Origin of the sequence: Streptomyces sp. DH37, from assembly GCF_029813835.1 — a bacterium.
In the GTDB taxonomy this organism is placed as follows: domain Bacteria; phylum Actinomycetota; class Actinomycetes; order Streptomycetales; family Streptomycetaceae; genus Streptomyces.
On the sequence record NZ_JARVKV010000025.1, the window covers coordinates 55896 to 74923 of the forward strand.

At 76.2% G+C, this 19028-nt stretch carries 20 protein-coding genes; 12 read left to right on the forward strand and 8 right to left on the reverse strand.

Annotated features, from left to right (window positions below; translation table 11 throughout):
• Positions 1–83: 83 nt before the first annotated feature.
• Positions 84–476, forward strand: a complete 393-nt coding sequence (locus QC029_RS14915) for a DUF2267 domain-containing protein (RefSeq protein ID WP_279556126.1) — start codon at positions 84–86, stop codon at positions 474–476.
• Between the two features lie 270 nt (positions 477–746).
• A complete protein-coding gene (locus QC029_RS14920) occupies positions 747–1865 on the forward strand; it encodes an NADH:flavin oxidoreductase (protein ID WP_279556127.1) in 1119 nt (372 codons plus the stop codon).
• A gap of 76 nt (positions 1866–1941) precedes the next feature.
• Here QC029_RS14920 and QC029_RS14925 read toward each other — a convergent pair whose 3' ends face one another.
• Positions 1942–2313, reverse strand: a complete 372-nt coding sequence (locus QC029_RS14925) for a signal peptidase I (protein WP_279556128.1) — start codon at positions 2311–2313, stop codon at positions 1942–1944.
• A gap of 587 nt (positions 2314–2900) precedes the next feature.
• Here QC029_RS14925 and QC029_RS14930 point away from each other — a divergent pair.
• From QC029_RS14930 to QC029_RS14950, 5 genes are all read left to right on the forward strand, one after another.
• Positions 2901–3143 carry a general stress protein gene (locus QC029_RS14930; protein ID WP_279556129.1) on the forward strand — a complete coding sequence of 81 codons (243 nt, stop codon included), beginning with the start codon at positions 2901–2903 and terminating at the stop codon, positions 3141–3143.
• Positions 3144–3428: 285 nt separating this feature from the next.
• A complete protein-coding gene (locus tag QC029_RS14935; protein WP_279556130.1) occupies positions 3429–3644 on the forward strand; it encodes a hypothetical protein in 216 nt (71 codons plus the stop codon).
• Positions 3645–4003: 359 nt separating this feature from the next.
• Positions 4004–4207 (forward strand): hypothetical protein, encoded by a 204-nt coding sequence (locus tag QC029_RS14940; protein WP_279556131.1) that lies wholly within the window; start codon positions 4004–4006, stop codon positions 4205–4207.
• Positions 4208–4452: 245 nt separating this feature from the next.
• Positions 4453–4710, forward strand: coding sequence for an acyl carrier protein (locus tag QC029_RS14945; protein WP_279556132.1), 258 nt, complete (start codon positions 4453–4455; stop codon positions 4708–4710).
• The gene (locus QC029_RS14950; protein ID WP_279556133.1) at positions 4707–5930 is read left to right on the forward strand and encodes a beta-ketoacyl synthase; all 1224 of its coding nucleotides are present in this window, start codon (positions 4707–4709) and stop codon (positions 5928–5930) included. The genes QC029_RS14945 and QC029_RS14950 overlap by 4 nt, the downstream gene beginning before the upstream one ends.
• 207 nt (positions 5931–6137) lie before the next feature.
• Here the strand turns inward: QC029_RS14950 and QC029_RS14955 are convergent, their stop codons facing one another.
• Genes QC029_RS14955 through QC029_RS14965 form a run of 3 tightly spaced genes read right to left on the reverse strand, consistent with a single transcriptional unit; the run spans position 6138 to position 9720 of the window.
• Positions 6138–7205, reverse strand: a complete 1068-nt coding sequence (locus QC029_RS14955; RefSeq protein ID WP_279556134.1) for an NAD(P)-dependent oxidoreductase — start codon at positions 7203–7205, stop codon at positions 6138–6140.
• Positions 7202–8485 carry an N-acetyltransferase gene (locus QC029_RS14960; protein WP_279556135.1) on the reverse strand — a complete coding sequence of 428 codons (1284 nt, stop codon included), beginning with the start codon at positions 8483–8485 and terminating at the stop codon, positions 7202–7204. Before QC029_RS14960 ends, QC029_RS14955 begins: the two co-directional genes overlap by 4 nt.
• Positions 8482–9720 (reverse strand): aminotransferase class I/II-fold pyridoxal phosphate-dependent enzyme, encoded by a 1239-nt coding sequence (locus QC029_RS14965; RefSeq protein WP_279556136.1) that lies wholly within the window; start codon positions 9718–9720, stop codon positions 8482–8484. Before QC029_RS14965 ends, QC029_RS14960 begins: the two co-directional genes overlap by 4 nt.
• A 346-nt stretch (positions 9721–10066) precedes the next feature.
• On the opposite strand from QC029_RS14965, the gene QC029_RS14970 reads away from it, so the two are divergent.
• Positions 10067–11410: a wax ester/triacylglycerol synthase domain-containing protein gene (locus tag QC029_RS14970; protein WP_279556137.1), complete on the forward strand. Its 1344-nt coding sequence runs from the start codon at positions 10067–10069 to the stop codon at positions 11408–11410.
• Positions 11411–11809: 399 nt separating this feature from the next.
• A complete protein-coding gene (locus tag QC029_RS14975; protein WP_279556138.1) occupies positions 11810–12553 on the forward strand; it encodes a VOC family protein in 744 nt (247 codons plus the stop codon).
• Between the two features lie 214 nt (positions 12554–12767).
• Here QC029_RS14975 and QC029_RS14980 read toward each other — a convergent pair whose 3' ends face one another.
• Positions 12768–13484: a trypsin-like serine protease gene (locus QC029_RS14980; protein WP_279556139.1), complete on the reverse strand. Its 717-nt coding sequence runs from the start codon at positions 13482–13484 to the stop codon at positions 12768–12770.
• A 244-nt stretch (positions 13485–13728) separates the two neighbouring features.
• On the opposite strand from QC029_RS14980, the gene QC029_RS14985 reads away from it, so the two are divergent.
• On the forward strand, positions 13729–14370 hold the full coding sequence (locus QC029_RS14985) for a hypothetical protein (RefSeq protein WP_279556140.1): 642 nt from the start codon (positions 13729–13731) through the stop codon (positions 14368–14370).
• A 52-nt stretch (positions 14371–14422) separates the two neighbouring features.
• Here the strand turns inward: QC029_RS14985 and QC029_RS14990 are convergent, their stop codons facing one another.
• On the reverse strand, positions 14423–14878 hold the full coding sequence (locus QC029_RS14990) for a TerB family tellurite resistance protein (protein ID WP_279556141.1): 456 nt from the start codon (positions 14876–14878) through the stop codon (positions 14423–14425).
• A gap of 316 nt (positions 14879–15194) precedes the next feature.
• On the opposite strand from QC029_RS14990, the gene QC029_RS14995 reads away from it, so the two are divergent.
• Both QC029_RS14995 and QC029_RS15000 read left to right on the forward strand, forming a co-directional pair.
• Positions 15195–16535, forward strand: coding sequence for a hemolysin family protein (locus tag QC029_RS14995; protein ID WP_279556142.1), 1341 nt, complete (start codon positions 15195–15197; stop codon positions 16533–16535).
• Complete coding sequence (locus QC029_RS15000; RefSeq protein WP_279556143.1) at positions 16532–17554, forward strand: hemolysin family protein; 1023 nt, start codon at positions 16532–16534, stop codon at positions 17552–17554. The genes QC029_RS14995 and QC029_RS15000 overlap by 4 nt, the downstream gene beginning before the upstream one ends.
• Before the next feature lie 20 nt (positions 17555–17574).
• Here QC029_RS15000 and QC029_RS15005 read toward each other — a convergent pair whose 3' ends face one another.
• Both QC029_RS15005 and QC029_RS15010 read right to left on the reverse strand, forming a co-directional pair.
• Positions 17575–17964: a hypothetical protein gene (locus tag QC029_RS15005; RefSeq protein WP_279556144.1), complete on the reverse strand. Its 390-nt coding sequence runs from the start codon at positions 17962–17964 to the stop codon at positions 17575–17577.
• A gap of 84 nt (positions 17965–18048) precedes the next feature.
• Positions 18049–18900 carry an inositol monophosphatase gene (locus QC029_RS15010; RefSeq protein WP_279556145.1) on the reverse strand — a complete coding sequence of 284 codons (852 nt, stop codon included), beginning with the start codon at positions 18898–18900 and terminating at the stop codon, positions 18049–18051.
• Positions 18901–19028: the final 128 nt, after the last annotated feature.

Here is a 19028-nt window from a genome sequence, read left to right on the forward strand (position 1 = left end):
GCGGCGGGATTGCGGCAGACCGTCCGGGAAACCCCGGGAGCAGGTACCGGCACCCGAGAAGGGGAGAGGGAAGGAGGCGCCTGATGAGGTACGACGAGTTCCTCGCCCGGGTCCGCGAGCTCGGGGAGTACGCCGACCAGAAGGAGGCCGAGGCCGTCGCCACGGCGGTGCTGGAGGTGCTCGCCTCCCGGATCACCCCCAAGGAGACCGAGGACCTGGCCGCGCAGATGCCCGGCGCCCTGGGCGACGTCCTCAGGGAGAGCCGGGCGGAGAAGGCCGAGACGTTCGGCGTGGAGGAGTTCTGCCGCCGGGTGGCCGAGCGGACCGGGGCCCGGCCCAGGACCGCGGAGTGGGACGCCAGCGCCGTGCTCTCCACCCTGGCCCGGGCGGTCTCCGGGGGCGAGCTCAACCAGATCCTCAGCCAGCTGCCCTCCGGGTACGCCGTCCTCTTCGGCAAGCCGGAACTGAGCGGGTAGGGAGCCCGGCCCGCCCGGACCGGGGCGGGCGCGTGAGGCTGCGCACGGCGCGGGCGGCCGGAAGCCGGCCGCCCGTGCCACGGGCCGGACGGCCGCCTGATCGCGGCGGCCGTCTCCACCGGCTGCCTCCACCTGCCGTCTCCACCCCGCGCCGCCGCCGCGAGTTCCCTGCCCGCCGGGGGAATTGAGGGGGCCGGGGCACCGGTTGGACGGACCGTGCCGCGCCGCACCGGGGCGCGGCCGTTCCGTCGACCGAAGGTGGATACCTCCATGTCCAGCAGTACGTCCGCACGCGCCCGGAACACGCTCGGCCGGCCCTTCTCCGTGGGAGGCCTCACCCTCCGCAACCGCATCGTGATGGCGCCGATGACCCGCCAGTTCTCGCCCGGCGGTGTACCGGGCCCGGACGTGGCGGAGTACTACGCCCGCCGGGCCGCCGCCGAGGTGGGCCTGATCGTCACCGAGGGCACGTACATCGACCACGACTCGGCCGGCACCAGCGACCGCGTGCCCCGCTTCCACGGCGAGGACGCGCTCGCGGGGTGGGCGAGGGTGGCCGACGCGGTCCACCGCGCGGGCGGGGCGATCATGCCGCAGCTGTGGCACGTGGGCATGGCGCGCGCCGCCGGGGCCCCGCCGGTTCCGGAGGCCCCCAGAACGGGCCCCTCGGGCATCCCCCTGGAGGGCACGGAGACCGGCCACGCGATGACGAGGGCGGACATCGACGACGTGATCGGGGCGTTCGCCGCCGGGGCCGCCGCGGCCGAGGCCCGCGGCTTCGACGGCGTCGAGATCCACGGGGCCCACGGCTACCTGGTCGACCAGTTCCTCTGGTCGCACACCAACCGGCGCACCGACGCCTACGGGGGCGACCTCGCCTCCCGCGTCCGCTTCGCCGCGGAGATCGTGGCCGCCTGCCGCGAGGCCGTCTCCCCGCACTTCCCGATCAGCTTCCGGATGTCCCAGTGGAAGATGGGCCACTACCGGGCCCGCCTCGCCGAGACGCCCGAGGAACTGGAGGCCGTCCTGACCCCGCTGGCCGAGGCGGGGGCGGACGTCTTCCACTGCTCCACGCGCCGCTACTGGCTCCCGGAGTTCGAGGGTTCCGACCTCAACCTGGCGGGCTGGGCGAAGAAGCTCACCGGCCGTCCCACCATCACCGTCGGCTCGGTCGGCCTGGACAACGAGTTCTTCGCCGCGTTCCAGGGGGCTGACGGCGGCGTCACGGACATCGAGGCCCTGCTGGAGCGGCTGGAGCGCGACGAGTTCGACCTGGTGGCGGTCGGCCGCTCCCTGCTGGGCGACCCGGAGTGGGCGGCGAAGGTCCTGAGCGGACGCGACGGCGAACTCCGGCCCTTCGACGCGGCCGGGCTCGCCACGCTCCACTGAGGCGGCCGGGGCCGGGTGCGTCCGGGTGAGTCCGGGCGGGGGCTCCCCTCCGCCCGGACGGCACGCCGCGGCGGCCTCACTCCTGCTGCGGCAGCGCGTACCCGGGGACGGACGGCCAGCGGACCGTCAGCAGCGTCGAGTCCTCCTCCGCGACCCACGAGTGGTCCACGCCCCGGCCCCACACGACGTAGTCGCCCTGCCGGGCCAGGACGACGCTGCGGCCGGGGAACTCCACGCGGAAACGGCCGCTGACCAGGACCTGGAAGGTCGTGCGCTCCTCGCCCCGCACCCACTGCCGCCGCTTCTCGCCGCGCGGGTGGACACCCCACTTGATCTCCAGCGCCTCGCTGTGCCGGAGGTCGCCCGCGTCCTTGAAGTGCCCCAGCAGCCAGCCCCGGTCCAGCGGCGAGTCCGCTCCGGCGTTCCCCGTGTACACGTTGTCGTCCATGTGCTCGGACGCTAACACCCGGCGCCGGCCGGGCCGGGGACGCGGTCCCGGGGCGGCGGCGGAACGGCCGGCGCCGACGCCGGGGCGGGACGAGCGCGGCTCCCGTCCGGCGTCCCGGAGGACACCGCAGGACGGGAGGCGGGCAGGAACCGGACGGGTCCGGACGCGTCCGGGCGGGGGAGGGGGCGTCGCGTTCCGCCCGGACGCGTGTCCCGGCCTTCCGCCTCTCCTCGGAAAAGTGTGCCAAGCGCCTCCCGTCCGTGCGGAGCCCTCCGGCGGGCGTCCCGGCCCGCCCATCCGCCGCGGGACGCCCTCGGCCGACAGCCGGGGGGCGTACGGAGCCGGCGGCCGGCGAGTGCGGGCCGTCCGGAGGACGCCGTCTTCCAACGTGTCGCCGCATCGGGGTTTCCGTCGCCGCTCATCACGGAACCGTAGCGTTCCGGAGTTCGGCGGGAGTTGACGGAGTGTGAGAAGTGACGATTCTGCACATCGGACGGATTTCATGCGTTCTGAGGTGATTACGTCCAGGCGAGTCGGGCACTCGATGGTGCGAAGGGACTTGTACGAAACGAGTGAAAGGAGCGGCCATGGCTGCGTCCAACAACTCCAACAACCCGGGTAACTTCGCCAACGACCGCGAGCGCGCCGCGGAGGCGGGCCGTCAGGGCGGTCACGAGAGCGGCGGCAACTTCGCCAACGACCGCGAGCGCGCCGCGGAGGCGGGCCGCAAGGGTGGCCACGAGAGCGGCGGCAACTTCGCCAACGACCGCGAGAAGGCCTCCGAGGCCGGCCGCAAGGGCGGTCAGAACAGCGGCGGCGGGCAGCGGTAACTCCCGCGTCGGCCAACCGCGCCCGCGGGCGCGGCCGTACGCCACGGGCCCGGCCTTCCGGTACGCCGGAGGGCCGGGCCCGGCTCATGTCCGCCCGCGGCGAACGGCCCCCGCGGCGCCCCGCGCCGGTTCGGGCGGGGAAGCGTGCCTCCCGTGCCGGGGATTGCCGGGAGCGGGAAGGCGCGGGAGGCGTACGGTTGCCCGTTCCCCTCCTTGAGGCCCGGCCGGGCGCGGCGCAGGCTACGCGTGCGAGGCGTTCCGCCGACGAGACGGAAGGGAGCCCGGATGAGGCATGTGCCCTTCTTCCGGTGGGTGCTGGCACACGGCCTGGTGCTGATCGGGGGCTCGCTGGGCCTGTACACGGCCACGCCGGACTCTTCCGAACTCCTGCGGATCGACCTGATCGTGGTCGAGGAGGAACCCGACGGGCGGTGCGCGGTCCGGTGGGAGAGTCTCTTCGACCGTGATCGGCTCGAAGCGCCGTATCCGTGCCACGCCTGACGGTCGTCGGCCTCGTCGGCCTCGTCGGCGGGAACATCAGGGGTTGTACCGGGTCGGCGGCGCGGACCCCGGGGTCGTCCGCCGGGCGGAGTGGCTGAGGAAGGCCGCCGATCCGGTGGCCGAGGACCACGGGCGGGCCGTGGAGGCGGCGCGTGGGGCACGGACCCCCGTCCACCGGGAGCCGGTGGACGCCGAGCCGGACCGGATCCCGGTCCGGCGGCTGCGGGACGCGGCCGGGGAGCGGCTTGGCGTCGAGGAGTTGGCGAGGGGCGGCTTCCGCACCGTGCGGGAGGTGCTCGACGCCGGGGCGTGGGGCGTGGGGCGTGGGGGCTGGGGCACCGCGGTGCGGGGCGGCCGCCGTGGCCGGACTGCGCCCGCTGGTGGGGGAGGCCGAACGGGAGCGGACCGCGCGGTGGTTCGCGCAGGCGTCGGTCGACCTGCTGCGCGGGCCGGACGGCGATCCGGCCGGACCGTCCGCCCGGGTGGACTTCGAGTCCCGGCCCGCGGAGTACCCCGGCCGGCCCGCGGAAGTAGCGGGCGGCGGTCTCCGGCCGGCCGGTTGATCCGGAACGCGGGCCCCGATCGCCGCCCCGGACCCCTGGGCGGATGCCGGGCCGGTACGGGCGCGGAACGGTGTGCGGCCCCACCGCGGCCGCGCGGCGCGACAGGAGCGCGGGCGCGCTGCCTCGTACGGGTGAAATGCGGTCCCCCGGCCCCTCTTCTCCCTGCCGGGCCGTGCCGAGCCACAAGGATGGGCGCGGAAGAGGCCGGTTCCGGCCGGTTCGAGTTGATCTCGCGAGGAGAACCGATGGGCAAGGCATACGGCGTCGTTGCGGACATCCTGGTGGACAAGTTCCAGTTCACCGAGGACGAGCTGTCGCCCGGCGCCACGCTGGAGGAGATCGACCTGGACTCGCTCGGGCGGGTCGAGTTCGCCCTGACCCTGCGGGACGCCACCGGTGTCCCGTTCGGCGACGACCAGATCACCCTGGACACGACGCTGGGCGAGATCGCCGACGCGGTCGAGGCCGCGTGGGGCGCCGGCACGGCGGTGGCGCCGCGGTGAACCGCGCGGACATCGCGGTCACCGGCCTGGGGGCGGTCACCCCGGCCGGGGTGGGGGTGGAGGAGACCTGGCGCCGGGTCCGCGCCGCCGAGCCCACGGCGTCCCGCGACGCGGAACTGGCGGGTCTGCCGGTCGACTTCAGCTGCCGCGTCCCCGAGGTCGAGGTCACCGACCGCGCCCGCCGGCGGCAGTTGTGGCGACTGGAGCGCTTCACGCGGATCGCGCTCGCGGCGGCCGACGAGGCGCTGCGGGACGCGCGTCTGGACGCGGCCTCCTGGGACGGCGCGCGCGTGGGGGTGGTCGTCGGCTGCAGTCTGGGCGGCGCCGCCACCTGGGAGGCGGAGTCCGGGCGGATGCGGCGGGAGGGGCCCGAGGCGGTGTCGCCGGTGGTCATCCCGATGCTGCTGCCGAACATGGCGGCCGGCGAGGTCGCGCTCGCCCTGGGGATCCGGGGTCCGAGCCTGGCCGTCTCCACCGCCTGCGCCTCGGGGGCCAGCGCGCTGGCCGTCGCCCGCGACTGGCTGGCCGCCGACCTGTGCGACGTCGTCCTCGCCGGCGGTACGGAGGCCGCGGTCACGCCCCTGGTGGTGTCCGGGTTCCAGCGGGCCGGGGCGCTGTCGGCCCGCGTCGGCGAACCGGCCTCCGCCTCGCGGCCCTTCGCGGCGGACAGCGACGGGTTCGTCATGGCCGAGGCCGCCGCCGTCCTGGTCCTGGAGCGGGCGGCGGACGCCCGGGCGCGCGGGGTGCGCCCGCGGGCCCTGCTGGCGGGCTGCGGCACGAGCACCGACGCGCTCCACCCCACCGCGCCGCACCCCGAGGGCCGGATCGCCGAGCTGGCCGTGACCGCGGCCCTGGCCGACGCGGGCCTCACGGCGCGGGACGTCGACCACGTCAACGCCCACGCCACCTCCACCCCGCTGGGGGACGCGGCCGAGGCGAGCATGATCGCCAGGGTCTTCGGCCACGGCCCGAGCGTGACGTCGGCCAAGGGCGTCCTCGGGCACTCGCTCGGCGCCGCGGGCGCGGTGGAGGCGGTGCTCACGGTCCTGTGCGTCGAGCGGTCGGCCGTGCCGCCGACGGCCAACACCGACGCACCCGCGCCGGGGTTCGACATCGACCTGGTGACCAAGACGGTGCGCGAGCAGCGGATCGGCGCGGCCGTCAGCAACTCCTTCGGGTTCGGGGGCCACAACGTGTCCGTGGTCCTGCGGGCCGCCTGAGCCCCGCTCCGGGGCCCGCGTCCGCCGGGCGCGGGCCCCGGAGCGTCACCCCGCCGCGGGACGCCCTGGAAAGCGGCGAGGAGACCGTACGGGAGGGCAGGCACGGCCGGGCGCACCCGGGTGAAGCGGTCCGGGAACGGGGAGCGGAACAGCAGCGGGGAGGCCCGCAGGGGTTCGGCGCGGCCGGCGCGTTCGGCGGGGGCTGCGTCACCTCCTCTTCCTCTCGGAGGCGGGGGCCGCCACGGGCGCCGGCACGGGAACGGGGCCGGACACGGGGCCGGGCGGGAGCGCGGTGCGCAGGGCGTCGGCGAGGCCCGCGGGCCAGACCGCGCCGGGGGTGAAGCCGAGGTCGCGCGCGGCCCGCTCGTGGCCGCACGTCCAGGCGGGGCGGGCCAGTTCGCGGATCTTGTCCCGGCAGAGCACGGGCGGCCGGTCCAGCGCCCGTGCGGCCAGTTCGGCGCCCCAGGCGGCGGCGTACGCCACCGGGCGGGGCACCGGGACGGTCCTGGGCGGGCGGTGGCCGGTCAGCGCCGCCACGGCCGCCGCCAGGTCCTGGCAGCGGTGCCCGGCGCCGTCGCCGACGTGGTAGACCCCGCGCGCCGGCTGCCCGGGCCCGACGGTGGCGCCGCGGTCGGCGGCGGCGAGCAGGGCGCGGCACAGGTCGTCGACGTGGACCAGCGAGTAGCGGCGCGGGCCGGCGCCGCAGACGGGCAGCACGCCGCTGCGGACCGCGGCGAGCAGTGCGGGCAGGAACTCGGTGTCGCCGGGGCCGTAGACGATCGGCGGGCGGACGACGGTGGCGGGCACCCGGTCCGCCGCCGCGCGCAGCGCCTCCTCGCCGGCGAGCTTGCTGCGGCCGTACGCCGACACCGGCGCGGGCGGGTCCGTCTCGCGTCGCGGCCGGCCGGGCGGGGACGGCCCGGCGGCGGCCAGGGAGGAGCAGTAGACCAGGCGGGGCGGTTCCGGCAGGCCCGCCAGGGCCTCGCACAGGCGGCGGGTGCCGACGGCGTTGACGGGGGCGTAGCCGCCGGGGCGGGCGGCCTTGACGGTGCCGGCCAGGTGGACCACGCGCTCGGCGCCGGAGGCGGTGACGGCCCGGCGCAGGCCGCGGCCGGTGGCGAGGTCGCCGTCCAGCAGGCGCACCTGCGGCGGGAGCCGCGGACGGGCCCGCTCCACGTCCCGCACCAGCGCGGCGACGGTGTGGCCCTCCCGCAGCAGGCGGTGCACCAGGCGGGTGCCGACGAATCCGGTGGCGCCGGTGACCAGGTACCTCACCGGCGGGCTCCGGGGACGTGCGGGGCAGCGGGCGCGGGGACGGGCGGGGCGGCCGGGCGCGGGACGAGGTCGCGCCGGTAGAGGCGGTGCCTGCGGTGGAGGACGCCGCCGAAGGCCTCGGCGTAGCGGTTGGCGTCGCGGTTGTCCTCCAGGAGCCAGGAGAACTCGCTCTCGGTGTACCCCAGCCGGAAGGCCGCCCGCTGGGCCTCGGCGAGCAGCGCCGCGGTCAGCCCGCGGGCGCGGTGGGCCGCCCTGACGCCGGTGAGGATCACCCTGGCCCGGTCGATCCGCCGGACGGCCCCGGCGGCGCGGAGCCGTCCCACGGGCCCGCCGCGGGCGGTGGGCCGGCCCCGTGCGGCGCGCAGCGCCTGGTTGGCGTCGGGCAGCCAGAAGGTGAAGGCGGCCGGTTCGCCGCGCACCTCGGCGAACCACACCAGCTCCGGCCGGATCAGCGGCCGCAGCCGGGCCATCGCGTGGGAGAACTCGCGGGCGGTCATGGGGACGGAGGCGTAGTTGCCCGACCAGGCGTCGGTGTAGATGTCCCGGACGACGGCCAGGTCGGCGTCCGGGCGCCACGGGTCCATCGGCCGCAGCCGCACGTCCGGCGCGCCGGCCGCCCAGCGGGCCGCGCGGGCGGCCGCGGGCGGGGGCTCGCCGCCGGGCGGCACCGGGACCCGCCAGGACAGCAGGTCCTTGGCCTTGACCAGGCCGCAGGCGGTGTACAGCGCCGGGTAGTAGGCGGGGTTGTACGGCATCATCACGGTGGGCGGGCCGTCGAAGCCCTCGACGAGGACCCCGCACTCGTCGTGGACGGAGAAGCCCAGCGGGCCGAGCATCCTCTCCAGCCCGCGCTCGCGCAGCCAGCCGGCCGCCGCGTCGAAGAGGGCGGCCGCCGCGCCGGGGTCGTCCGCGCACTCGAAGAGGCCGAACAGGCCGCCCCGCGCGTCGTGGAGTGCCTGGTAGCGGGAGTCCACCGCGGCGGCGATCCGCCCGACCGCCTTCCGGCCCCGGCGGGCCAGGAACAGCTCGGCCGCGCCGACCTCGAAGAACGGGTTGCGCCGCCGGTCGGCCAGGGCCCGCTGGTCCCGCTTCGGGGGCGCCGGCCAGTACGGGTCGCCGCGGTGCAGGACGTGGGGCAGGGCGGCGAAGGCGGCGGTGTCCGCGCGGCCCCGCACCGGCTCGACGGTGAGGGCGGGGGTGCCGGGAGCCCCGGCAGGCGGTACGGGCGCGGTGGATCCGGTGGGCGCGGTGGATCCGGTGGGCCCGGTGGGCGCTGTCACGCCACCACCGCCGCGGACCGCCGGGGACCGGCCGGGGGAAGCTTGCCGGACGGGACCGGGGGGAGCGGGCCCACCCTCCGCCGCGCCTCGGCGAAGGCGCCGAGGATCCGGTCGATGTGCGCGTCGGTGTGGACGGCCTGGGGTGTCACCCGGATCAGCGCCCGGTTCCTGGCCACGGCCGGCGCGACCACGGCGTTGGTGAACACCCCCGCGTCCAGGAGCTCCTGCCACACCCGCAGGCACAGCCGCGAGTCGCCCACGTACACCGGCACGACCGGGGTGGCCGAGCGGCCGGTGTCCCAGCCCTGGGAGCGCAGCCCGGCGAGGAGCCGCCGGGCGTGGCCGAACACCCGCTGCCTGCGCTCGGGTTCGGACTCGATGATGTCGAGGGAGGCCAGGGCGGCGGCTGCCGAGGCCGGCGGCATCGCGGCCGAGAAGAGGACCGAGCGGGCGCCGTAGCGCAGGTGCTCGACGACGGGGGCGGGACCCACGAGCATCCCGCCGACCGAGCCGAAGCACTTGGACAGCGTCCCGGTGACCAGGTCGACCTCGCCGGTCAGCCCGAAGTGCTCGGTCACGCCGCGCCCGCGTGCCCCCAGCAGGCCGATGTCGTGGGCTCCGTCCACCACCAGCCGGGCGCCGTGGTGCCGGGCCAGCGCCACGATCCCCGGCAGCGGGCACAGGTCGCCCTCCATGGAGAACATGCCGTCGGTGACGACCAGCCTGCCGGAGGCGGGGTCGGAGGCGGCCAGCAGCCGGTCGAGGTGGCCGAGGTCGCAGTGGCGGTAGCGGCGGTGGGCGGCGCCGCTCAGCCGGACGGCGTCCACCAGCGAGGCGTGGTTGGACATGTCGGCGAAGACGGTGTCGTCCTCGTCCAGCAGCGCCGCGAGGGCGAGGTTGGCCTGGAAGCCGGTGGTGGTCACCAGCGCCGCCTCGCCGCCGACGAACGCGGCCAGCCGGTCCTCCAGCTCCTCGTGGAGGGTGAGCGTGCCGTTGAGCACGCGCGCGCCCGAGCAGGAGACCCCGTAGCGGCGCAGCGCCCGGGCGGCGGCCTCCGTCACCCGGGGGTCGGTCGACAGCCCCAGGTAGTCGTTGCACCCGGCCATGACCACCGTGCGGCCGTCGATCCCGACCTCCGCCCCCCGGGCGGTCAGGGGGCGGTAGTAGGGCCGGGACGCGCTCTCCGCCGCCAGGCGGTGGAGAGCCGACCGTTTTTTGCCGAAGACATCCGCCATGCTGTTCCCCGAGAAGGTTCCGTCGGTTTTCCGATAGGTGTTCATGTGGTTGTGCGACCGGTGTCCGTGATTCCGTGGGGAAGCGATGACGATTTCCCCGCGAGGGGCCCGTGAAATACGCCCGGTGCGACGGCGGGCGGTTTCCGCGGAGTCTCCCCGGCCTCCGGCCCGGTGGTTCGGCAACGGCGCCGCCCGGGTCCGAATGGACCACGGTGCTTCTCTTCACCCGCCGTTTCGCCAGAATACTGACACAGGATCGGAAAAGGCGCGGACATGCAACTCGTACGTTCTTCGGGCGAGCGGTCGAAGGTTTGCGCGAACTCTCGGATGATGAGCGGGAAAACGTATGGAGAGAAACATCGCCCTGTCGCCCGTGGAGGAAGTCCACTGCGGTGCGCGCGGAGTTCCCGAGACCGTCGGAATGGCGGCGCTGTTCACCGGCGGGCCGCCGGACCCGGACGGACTGCGCGCCCGGGTCGAGGAGCGCTGGGGCGGCCTTCCCCGGCTGCGGCGGGTGCTGCTGCGGCCGGCGGCGCCGGCCCGGCTGCGCGGGCACCGCTGGCTGCCGCTCGACCGCTTCGACACCCGCCGTCACGTCGTCGATGCCGATGCCGATGCCGGCGGCGAGGCGGTGTCCACCGGGCGCACCGGATCCGACGGGTCCACCGGATCCGACGGGTTCACCGCTCTGCTCGGCCGGCTCGTCACCCGCCCCCTGCCCGCCGGACTGCCGCCCTGGCGGCTGACGCTGGTGCCGCGGGCGGGCCGGGGGCGGTTCGCCGTCGTGCTGACCGCCCACCACGCCCTGCTGGACGGCCGCTCCCTGGAGATCCTGCTGAGCCGCCTGTTCGACGGCACGCCCGGGCGCGGCGGCCGGACCGGCGGAGGGGTGGAGGCGGTACGGGCGCTCAGGGCCGCCCACCCGGAGCCCGGACGGCCCGGCATGCCCCTGGGCCCGGGCCGGGCCCTGCCGCTGCCCGCCGGCCCGCGCCCGCTGCCGGACCTGGCCTGGACGGAGGTGGACGCGGACGCGGTGCGGGCTGCCCGCCGCGCCCTGCCGGGCCCGGGCGCCACCCTCAACGAGGTCCTGCTGGCGGCCGCCGCCGGGGCCCTGCGCGCCGTCCACGGCGATCCGGACCGCTGGCCCGGCGCACCGCGCCCGCTGTACGGCTCGTTCCCGGTGGACCTGCGCACGCCGGAGGAGGACCGGATGCTCGGCACCGCCGTCTCGGCGGTGCGGGTGCCGCTCCCCGTGACCGTCGCCGACCCCCGGGAGCGGCTGGCGGCCTGCCGGGGCGCGCTGACCGCCTTCGGCCCGGTGCGGGGCGGCGCGGACACCGTCCGCCGCGCGGTCGGCGCCGCGGGGCGGCTGGGCCCCTGGGCGGTGCGCCTGCTGGCCGCGCTGAGCTGCTCGCCGGGCTTCTGCCCCGTGACCTGCCTGGCCTTCGGATGGCCGCGCGGCCCGTGGTCCCTGGACGGCCGGCCGCTGGAGCGGATCGTCCCCCTGCCGCCCGTGCTGGCCCCGGGCACCGTCTGCCTCGCCCTGACCGACTGCGCGGGCGCGTACACCCTCAGCGCGGTCACCCACACCCTCCCCGGCCGGGCCCGGCCGCTGGCCGACGCCCTCGTCCGCGAACTGGCCTGCCTCGCCCGGCCGTCCGAGCCCGCGCTCAGGGCTCCGGGGCGGTGACGGGCTCCCCTCCGCCGCGCGGGCGCCCGGCCGCTCCGGGTGCGAGGGGCTGCGGTTCGGGATGCGGTTCGGGATGCGGCGCCGGGATCGATCACGGCCTCCGAACCGGCCCGGAGGGACCGGCCGGCTCCTTCGCCTCCCGTTCGCCTCCCGCGCCCGTCCCAGGGCCCCCGGCGGCCTGGAGGGCGGCGGAACACGGTGCGCGGCACGGCGGCGGTGACGACCGGCGGTTCGGCCGCCCACGCGGAACGCCCCTGATCCCGCCCCGGGAAGGGGAGGCCTCCGACGGTCACGCGACGTGCGGCCGTGGCCTCCGCCCCGGTGGGAAGTCGTGATCGATTTCCGGCCTCCCGCCCGAACCCGGCCGTCGGTTCGTCCTCGGGCACTAGGGTTGGCGGCGTGGCGCTACAACTCTTCGAGGTGAATCTCAAAGCCCGGGACGACCTGGCGCTGGGCCGCTTCTGGGCGGAGGCGCTCGGCTGGAGCGTTTCCGGCGGGGAACCCGGTGCGACCAGCGTCGCGCCCGTGGATTCCGCCTGGCCGGACCCCGCCGCCGTCCGCGTCGACGTCATCGCCGTCCCGGATCCCGAAACGGTGGCGCACCGCGCGCACATCGAACTGGCCACCACCTCCGCAGCCCACCACGCGGAGCTGGTCGAGCGCCTGAAGGCGCTCGGCGCGACACCCGCCGGTGCGGGCCGGAGCGACCGTCCGCGGACGGTTCTGGCCGACCCGGAGGGCAACGTGTTCTGCGTCCTGGAGCCGCGGGAGATCTACCGGGACACCGGGGCGATCGCCGCGGTGGCCGTCGACTGCGCGGACCCGCGGGCCATGGCCCGGTTCTGGGGCGAGGCGATGGACTGGACCCTGCACGAGGTGACCGACGATCACGCGCTGCTGCGCTCCGCCCGGGGCGTCGGCCCGTACCTGGAGTTCCTCCGCACGCCCCACCTGAAGGACACGCGGCACCGCGCCCATCTCGACCTGGCGCCCCTGCCCTTCGACCGCCGGCGCCAGGCGGCGGAGGTGGCCCGGCTCGAGGCCCTCGGCGCGACGCCCGCCGACGCGGACCGGGACGACTTCCCCTGGACGGTTCTGGCCGACCCGGAGGGCAACGAGTTCTGCGTCCTCGGCCCGGCCTGACGCGGAGCCTCCCGCCTGCCCCGCACCCGCGCCACCGGGCTCGTCCAGCACGGCGTGCCCGCCGAAGTCGCCCGCCGCTTCGACCGGCGCCGGCACGGACCGCCCGGGACCCGGCGCCCGGCGTTCACCGTCCGCCGCGGCGGGGAAACGGGCGTCCGCACCCGCCGCCGCGGCAGGACGCGGGGACGGGTGCGGACAGGTGGGGGGTGGTGGGTCAGACGCCCGCGATCGACTGGATCCAGGAGCGGTACGCGGTCACGTTCGTGTACGCGGTGGTGGTCTGCCGGTCGCTGGTGGAGGCGACGCCGACCTGGACGCCGTTCGCCATCATCGGGCCGCCCGAGTCGCCGCCCGCGGTGATGCCGTCACCGCGGCGCGCGCAGATCGCCGAACCGCCGTAGGCGTCGCCGCAGCCGCCGGTCACGATCACGTTGGCGACCTTCAGGTACCGGGACTGGCAGGTGGCCTCGGAGCCGCAGCGGGACGTCGCGCCCCAGCCGTAGACCTGCACGGTCTGGTTCACGCTCACCGAGCCCGGCTGGCCGAGGCGGGCGTAGCTGGCGGAGACGGAGCGGTCGAGGCGGACCAGCGACAGGTCCGAGGAGTGGTTGTACACCTGGGTGCCGTTGGCGACGGTGCCGCCGCTGTGCTGGTCGAGGCTGCCGATGCGGAACGACAGCCCTCCGCCGCTGACGCAGTGCTTGGCGGTGAGGATCCAGGTGGGCGCGATGATCGTGGCGCTGCAGGTCTCCCTGCCGTTGGAGAACAGCCGGGCCGCCCAGGGGGCGCTCTGCGCGTACCCGCCGCCGATGATCGGCTGGGGGCCGCCGCTGCCCGGCGGCAGCTCCTTGGCCACGGCGGCGGTCGGAGCGAGGGTGAGCACGGAGAGCAGAGCGGCTATGAGTGCGGGGATCAGCCTGGTTATGCGCAAGGCTCCTCATTTCGACGACACGCGGTGCCCGCGTGTGTGCCTGTGGGGGAGCACCAGGATTCCCGGCGGCGGACCCGGCTGGCTAATACCAACTGGCCATAGCACGGTGTTATGGCCGGGCGGGGCGGTCGCCGCGGTGCCACGGCGCGCGGCGGGTGCCGCGCCACCCCCGACGCGCGCAACACCCTTCCTCGCTCTGCGTAGTCACTTGTCACGCTGGGCGATCGGCGTCACCGTGGAGGGCGTGACGAACGAACCCGCTCCTCCCCCCGCCCGCTCCGCCCGGGCCGCCGGACCCGTACGGCACCCGCCGCGTTCCGGCGCGCGCCAGGCCGCGCCCGCCGGACCGGCGCGGACGGTGCTCCGCCCGGGCCGCGCGGGTGGCCGCGTCCGCGCCTACCGGGCCGACGTGACCGCCGAGGGACCGGTGAACGGCGCCCCCGTGGCGGTGCTGCTGGGCAGGTACGCGGGGCCCAGCGGCCGTCTCGCGCTGGGATGGCTGCGGGAGCAGGCCCGCCGCGTCGCCGACGGACTCGACCCCGACCCGGCGACGGCCCACTGGGTCACGGAGGGCACGGTCGGGCGCGTACCGGACCGGCTGGCCGACGTGCCCACGGAGCTGCGCCGGTGGTGCGAGGACGAGGAGCGGCAGGAGGACGCGGCCGAACGGCTCGCGGAGGGGCTGTCGTTCCGGCTGGCCGCCGCCGACCACACCGGGAACTACGTGCTGCGGGTGTGGCCCGTCGGCGTGGTCGTCCCCCGCTCCGGCGCGTCGCCGCTCACGTACGTGCGGTGGCCCCACCAGCTCCCGCCCTGGTTCTCCGGGACCCGCCCCTCCCCGGCCTCCCCGCGCCGGGCGCCGGGTCCGCCCGTCCGCCTCCGGTGACCGGGGCCGGGCCGGCGGCCCGCGCCCGGGGCCGGCGCGGGCCGCCGGCCGGTCAGAGGTCGAACTCGTGGAGCGGCAGGTCGAGCAGGTGGCAGGCCTCGCGGACCACGACCAGCTCGGCGGCGTCGAAGTAGCCGTCGGCCCCGCCCACGGCGATGCCGATCCGTATGACGGCGCGGGCCTCGGCGGGCCTCCTCGCGGCCTTGGCGATCTCCCGCAGGGCCTCGGCCCGGTTGAGGTCGAAGTCGGCGGTGAGCCGGTCCAGCCAGTCCTCGAAGCGGCTGCGCGACTCGTCGGCGGGGAAGCCCCCGAGCACCTCGTCGTGCTCGATCAGATGGGCGACGCGCCGGCGTTCGGCCGGGTCGATCGTGCCGTCCGCCGCCGCGACGAGCGCGCACATCGCGATGGAGGCGTCGCGGAACGCGCCGCTTCTGAACTCGTTCCTCTTCGCCCCCAGGCGGGCCCGCACCGTCCGGGCGGACTCCGCGAGGCGGTCCCACAGGGCCATGAGCGCTCCGGGTGTCGGCGGGAGTCGGGGCCGCGCCGGAGCGGCCCGGACAGGAATCGTACGAGCCGGTGCCCCTCCCCGTCGCCCGTCCCGGCCGCGCCCGTCCCGCCCGCGGAGCCGCGGCCCGGCGGCGGCGGGGGAGAGGGAGCGGCTTTGCGAATCCTTTACACTTGCGCGGGAGGCCTCGGCGCGACCCGAGGTACCCGGAATCCGACCAGCCGAGAGAGGGCAGCAGACCCACCATGGGCGAACCTCCCAGTACCAGCCGTGCCACCCGTGGCCGCTCCGCGACGCATCCGGGAGCGGGGGTGGCACGGTGACCGAAGTCCTGCTCCTGATGGTGGCCCTCGCCCTCGTCCTGGGCTGCGCGGTCTTCGTGGCCGCCGAGTTCTCCCTGACCACCGTCGAGCGCGGCGAACTGGAACGGGCCGCGCGCGAGGGCGAGCGCGGCGCCGAGAGCGCGCTGAAGGCCGTACGGCAGCTCACCCTCCAGCTCTCCGGCGCCCAGCTCGGCATCACCGTCACCTCACTGGTCATCGGCATGCTCGCCGAGCCCTCGCTGGCCGTGCTGCTGCGCGGGCCGCTCCAGGCCGCCGGGCTGCCCGGCGGCGCGGTCTCCACCGTCGCCACCGTGCTGGGCGTGATCGTCTCCACGGTGGTGCTGATGGTGGTCGGCGAGCTGGTGCCCAAGAACTGGGCCATCTCCAGCCCGCTGGCGGTCGCGCGCGTCGTCGCCGGACCGCAGCGCGGCTTCACCGCCGTCTTCGGGCCCTTCATCCGCCATCTGAACGGCACCGCCAACCACCTGGTGCGCCGCTTCGGCCTGGAGCCCACCGAGGAGCTGGCCTCCGCCCGCACCCCGGACGAACTGGTCTCCCTGGCCCGCCGCTCCGCGAAGGAGGGCGCGATCGAGGAGGACGCCGCCGAGCTGTTCGTGCGCACCCTCCACCTGAGCGAGCTGAGCGCGGAGAACGTGATGACCCCGCGGGTGGACGTACGCGCCCTGGAGGCGCACGCCACCGCCGCCGACGCCGAGAACCTCACGCTGGCCACCGGCCTGTCGGTCTTCCCCGTCTACCGCGACACCCTGGACGAGGTGATCGGCACCGTCCACATCCGCGACATCCTCGCCCTCCCGGCCGCCGAACGCTCCCTCACCCCCGTCACCGAACTGCTCACCGAGCCGCTGCTGGTGCCCGAGACCCTGCCGGTGGACCGGCTCCTGGAGCGCCTGCGCGCCCGCCGCACCGTCGCGGTCGTCATCGACGAGTACGGCGGCACCGCCGGCGTCGCCTCCGTGGAGGACATCGTCGAGGAGGTCGTCGGCGAGGTCCGCGACGAGCACGACCCGATGGAGGAGCCCGATCTGCGTCCCGCGCCCCCGGCCCCCGACGGCCGGGAGTGCTGGGAGGCCGACGGCAGCGCCCGCCTGGACCAGCTCACCGCGATCGGGCTGGCCGCCCCCGACGGCCCCTACGAGACCGCCGCCGGCCTGCTCGCCACCCGCCTGGCGCGCATCCCCGTACCCGGCGACGCCGTCGAGATCGCCGGCTGGGAGCTGCGCGTCCTCGACGTCGACCACCACCGCGCCGACCGCATACGGATCACCGCTCCCGCCCGCACCGCCGGCCGGGCCCACCGGGAGGAGGCCCGATGACCGCCGTGCAGCTGACCATCGGCTTTCTGACGCTGCTGACCAACGCCTTCTTCGTCGGCGCGGAGTTCGCCCTGATCTCGGTGCGCCGCAGCCAGGTCGAGCCGCACGCCGAGAAGGGCATGAAGCGGGCCCGCACCACGCTGTGGGGCCTGGAGCACCTGTCCGCGATGATGGCCACCGCCCAGCTCGGCATCACCGTCTCCTCCCTGGTGCTGGGCGCGGTCGCCGAGCCGGCGATCGCCCATCTGCTGGAGCCGCCCTTCCACGCCGTGGGCGTGCCCGACGCCCTGATCCACCCGATCGCCTTCGTCATCGCGCTGACCCTGGCCACCTACCTGCACATGCTCGTCGGCGAGATGGTGCCCAAGAACATCGCGCTGGCCGCGCCCGTGCCCACCGCCCTGCTGCTGGGGCCGCCGCTGGTCGCCCTCACCCGGGCCCTGCGCCCGGTCATCTTCGGCATCAACGCCTTCGCCAACGCCCTGCTGAAACTGCTGAACGTCGAGCCCAAGAGCGAGGTCGCCTCGATCTTCACCGACGCCGAGCTGGCCCGCATGGCACAGGAGGCCAGCGAGGCCGGGCTGATCGAACCGGGCGGCCACGAGCGGCTGCGCGACGCCCTGGCACTGGGCCGCCACCCGGTGGCCGAGGTCCTGGTGCCCCTGGCCGAGATGTACACCGTCGACCACACCGTCACGCCCGACGAGCTGGAGCGCGCCTCCACCGCGGCCGGCTTCTCCCGGCTGCCGGTGACCGGGCCGGGCGGCACGGTGCTGGGCTACCTGCACATCAAGGACGCCATCGGCGTCGTCCACCGCGACCGGCCGTTCCCGCCCGAGGCCCTGCGCACCGTCGTACGGGTGAAGGCCGACACCCCGCTGGACGACGTCCTCACCACCATGCGGGCGGCCGGCACCCACCTGGCGGCCGTCGCCGACGACCGGGGCGCGCTGCTGGGCTTCGTCACCATGGAGGACGTCCTGGAGAAGCTGGTGGGCCCGGCCCCGGCCACCCCCTGACCGGCCCCGGCCGCCGGTCGTCAGCCGTCCTTCCCCTCCCACGGGTCCCCGGCCTTCGCGAGGTAGAGCACCGCGTGGTCGAATCCGGGCCAGTCGGTGGGGCAGGGCGGCCCCACGTGGATCTGGACGGAGATGTCGGAGCGGTCGTCGGGCCCGCCCATCAGCAGGATCTCCAGCTCGGAGACGACGTCGTGCAGGTCCTCCGCCACCTCGGGCGTCTCCCTGGCCAGCGCCGCGTGCAGGACGATCTCACCGGGGCGCGGCTCCACCGACAGACCGAGGACGTCCTTGCCGACGCGGCCTAACGAGGCCTGGCAGGTCCGCAGGAGCAACTGGTCGCGGCGCAGCAGCGCCTGTACCTCGTCGGGCGGCAGGTTGGGCGCGTAGTACAGCTCGGCGGGGTGAGGCATGCGCGTACGTTAGGGGCTCGCCGCGCGCTTCGCCATGGGAACGCCGCTGTCCGTCGTCCGTGTCGCGCCGCTGCGGCGCCGCCCCTACGGCGCCGCCTCCGCTCCGGGGCTCAGCCGGGCCCACAGACCGGCCAGCGACTCCGCCAGCGGCGCGCGCCCCGCCACCAGGACCGGCGAGCCGAAGGCGAACTCCCCGCCGTCCCCGCCCAGCACCGTCCACCCGCGGCTGCGCAGGAGCGCCACCCCCGCGGCCACGTCCCACGGCTTGGGCCCGACGCACACGCAGGCGTCCAGCCAGCCCTCGGCCACACCGATCAGGTCCAGGCACATGCAGCCGTGCATCCGCACCCGGTACGCCCCGTCCAGCAGGGCGGCCAGCAGCCTCCCCGACGGGGAACCGCCGCCGCCCGCACCCGTGACGCCGACCACCGCCCGGGACAGCTCCTGCTCGGCGCCGGACGGCTCGTGGGGCGCGCCGCCCGCCGGGCCCGTGCCCGAGTCCGCGCCCGAGACCGGGCCGGTGCTCCAGCGGCGGCGGAGGGCCGGGGCGTGGACGACGCCCAGGACGGGCTCCCCGTCCTCCACCAGCGCCAGCGAGACGGCGTGCAGCGGGGCGCCGCGCGTGAAGTTCATCGTGCCGTCGATCGGATCCAGCAGCCAGCAGCGGGAGGGGAGGGCGCCCCCGTCCTCCCCGTCCGTCTCCTCGCCGACGACCGGGATGCCGGGCGCGTGCTCCCGCAGGACGCGCGTGATCCGCCGCTCCACCTCGGCGTCGGCGGCCGTGACCTCCTCGCCCGACGCCTTGAACCTCCGCTCCGACCATTCGTCCCCCGCGCCCGCGAGCCATCCGACTCCGGCGTCGACGGCCTTCCCGGCGGCGTCGTGCAGACGGGCGAGCGGTTCGCGGTCGGGTCCCACAACAGGTTCGGTGCGCATTCCCCCCGTCTTTCCGCAGGCCCGGCTCCCATCCGTCACCGGGGAGGCGACCTGCGCGCGGGGGCCCCGCCGCGCGGACGTCCGCGCGGCGGGGCCCCCGCGCGCAGGTCGCCTCCCCGGTGACGGAT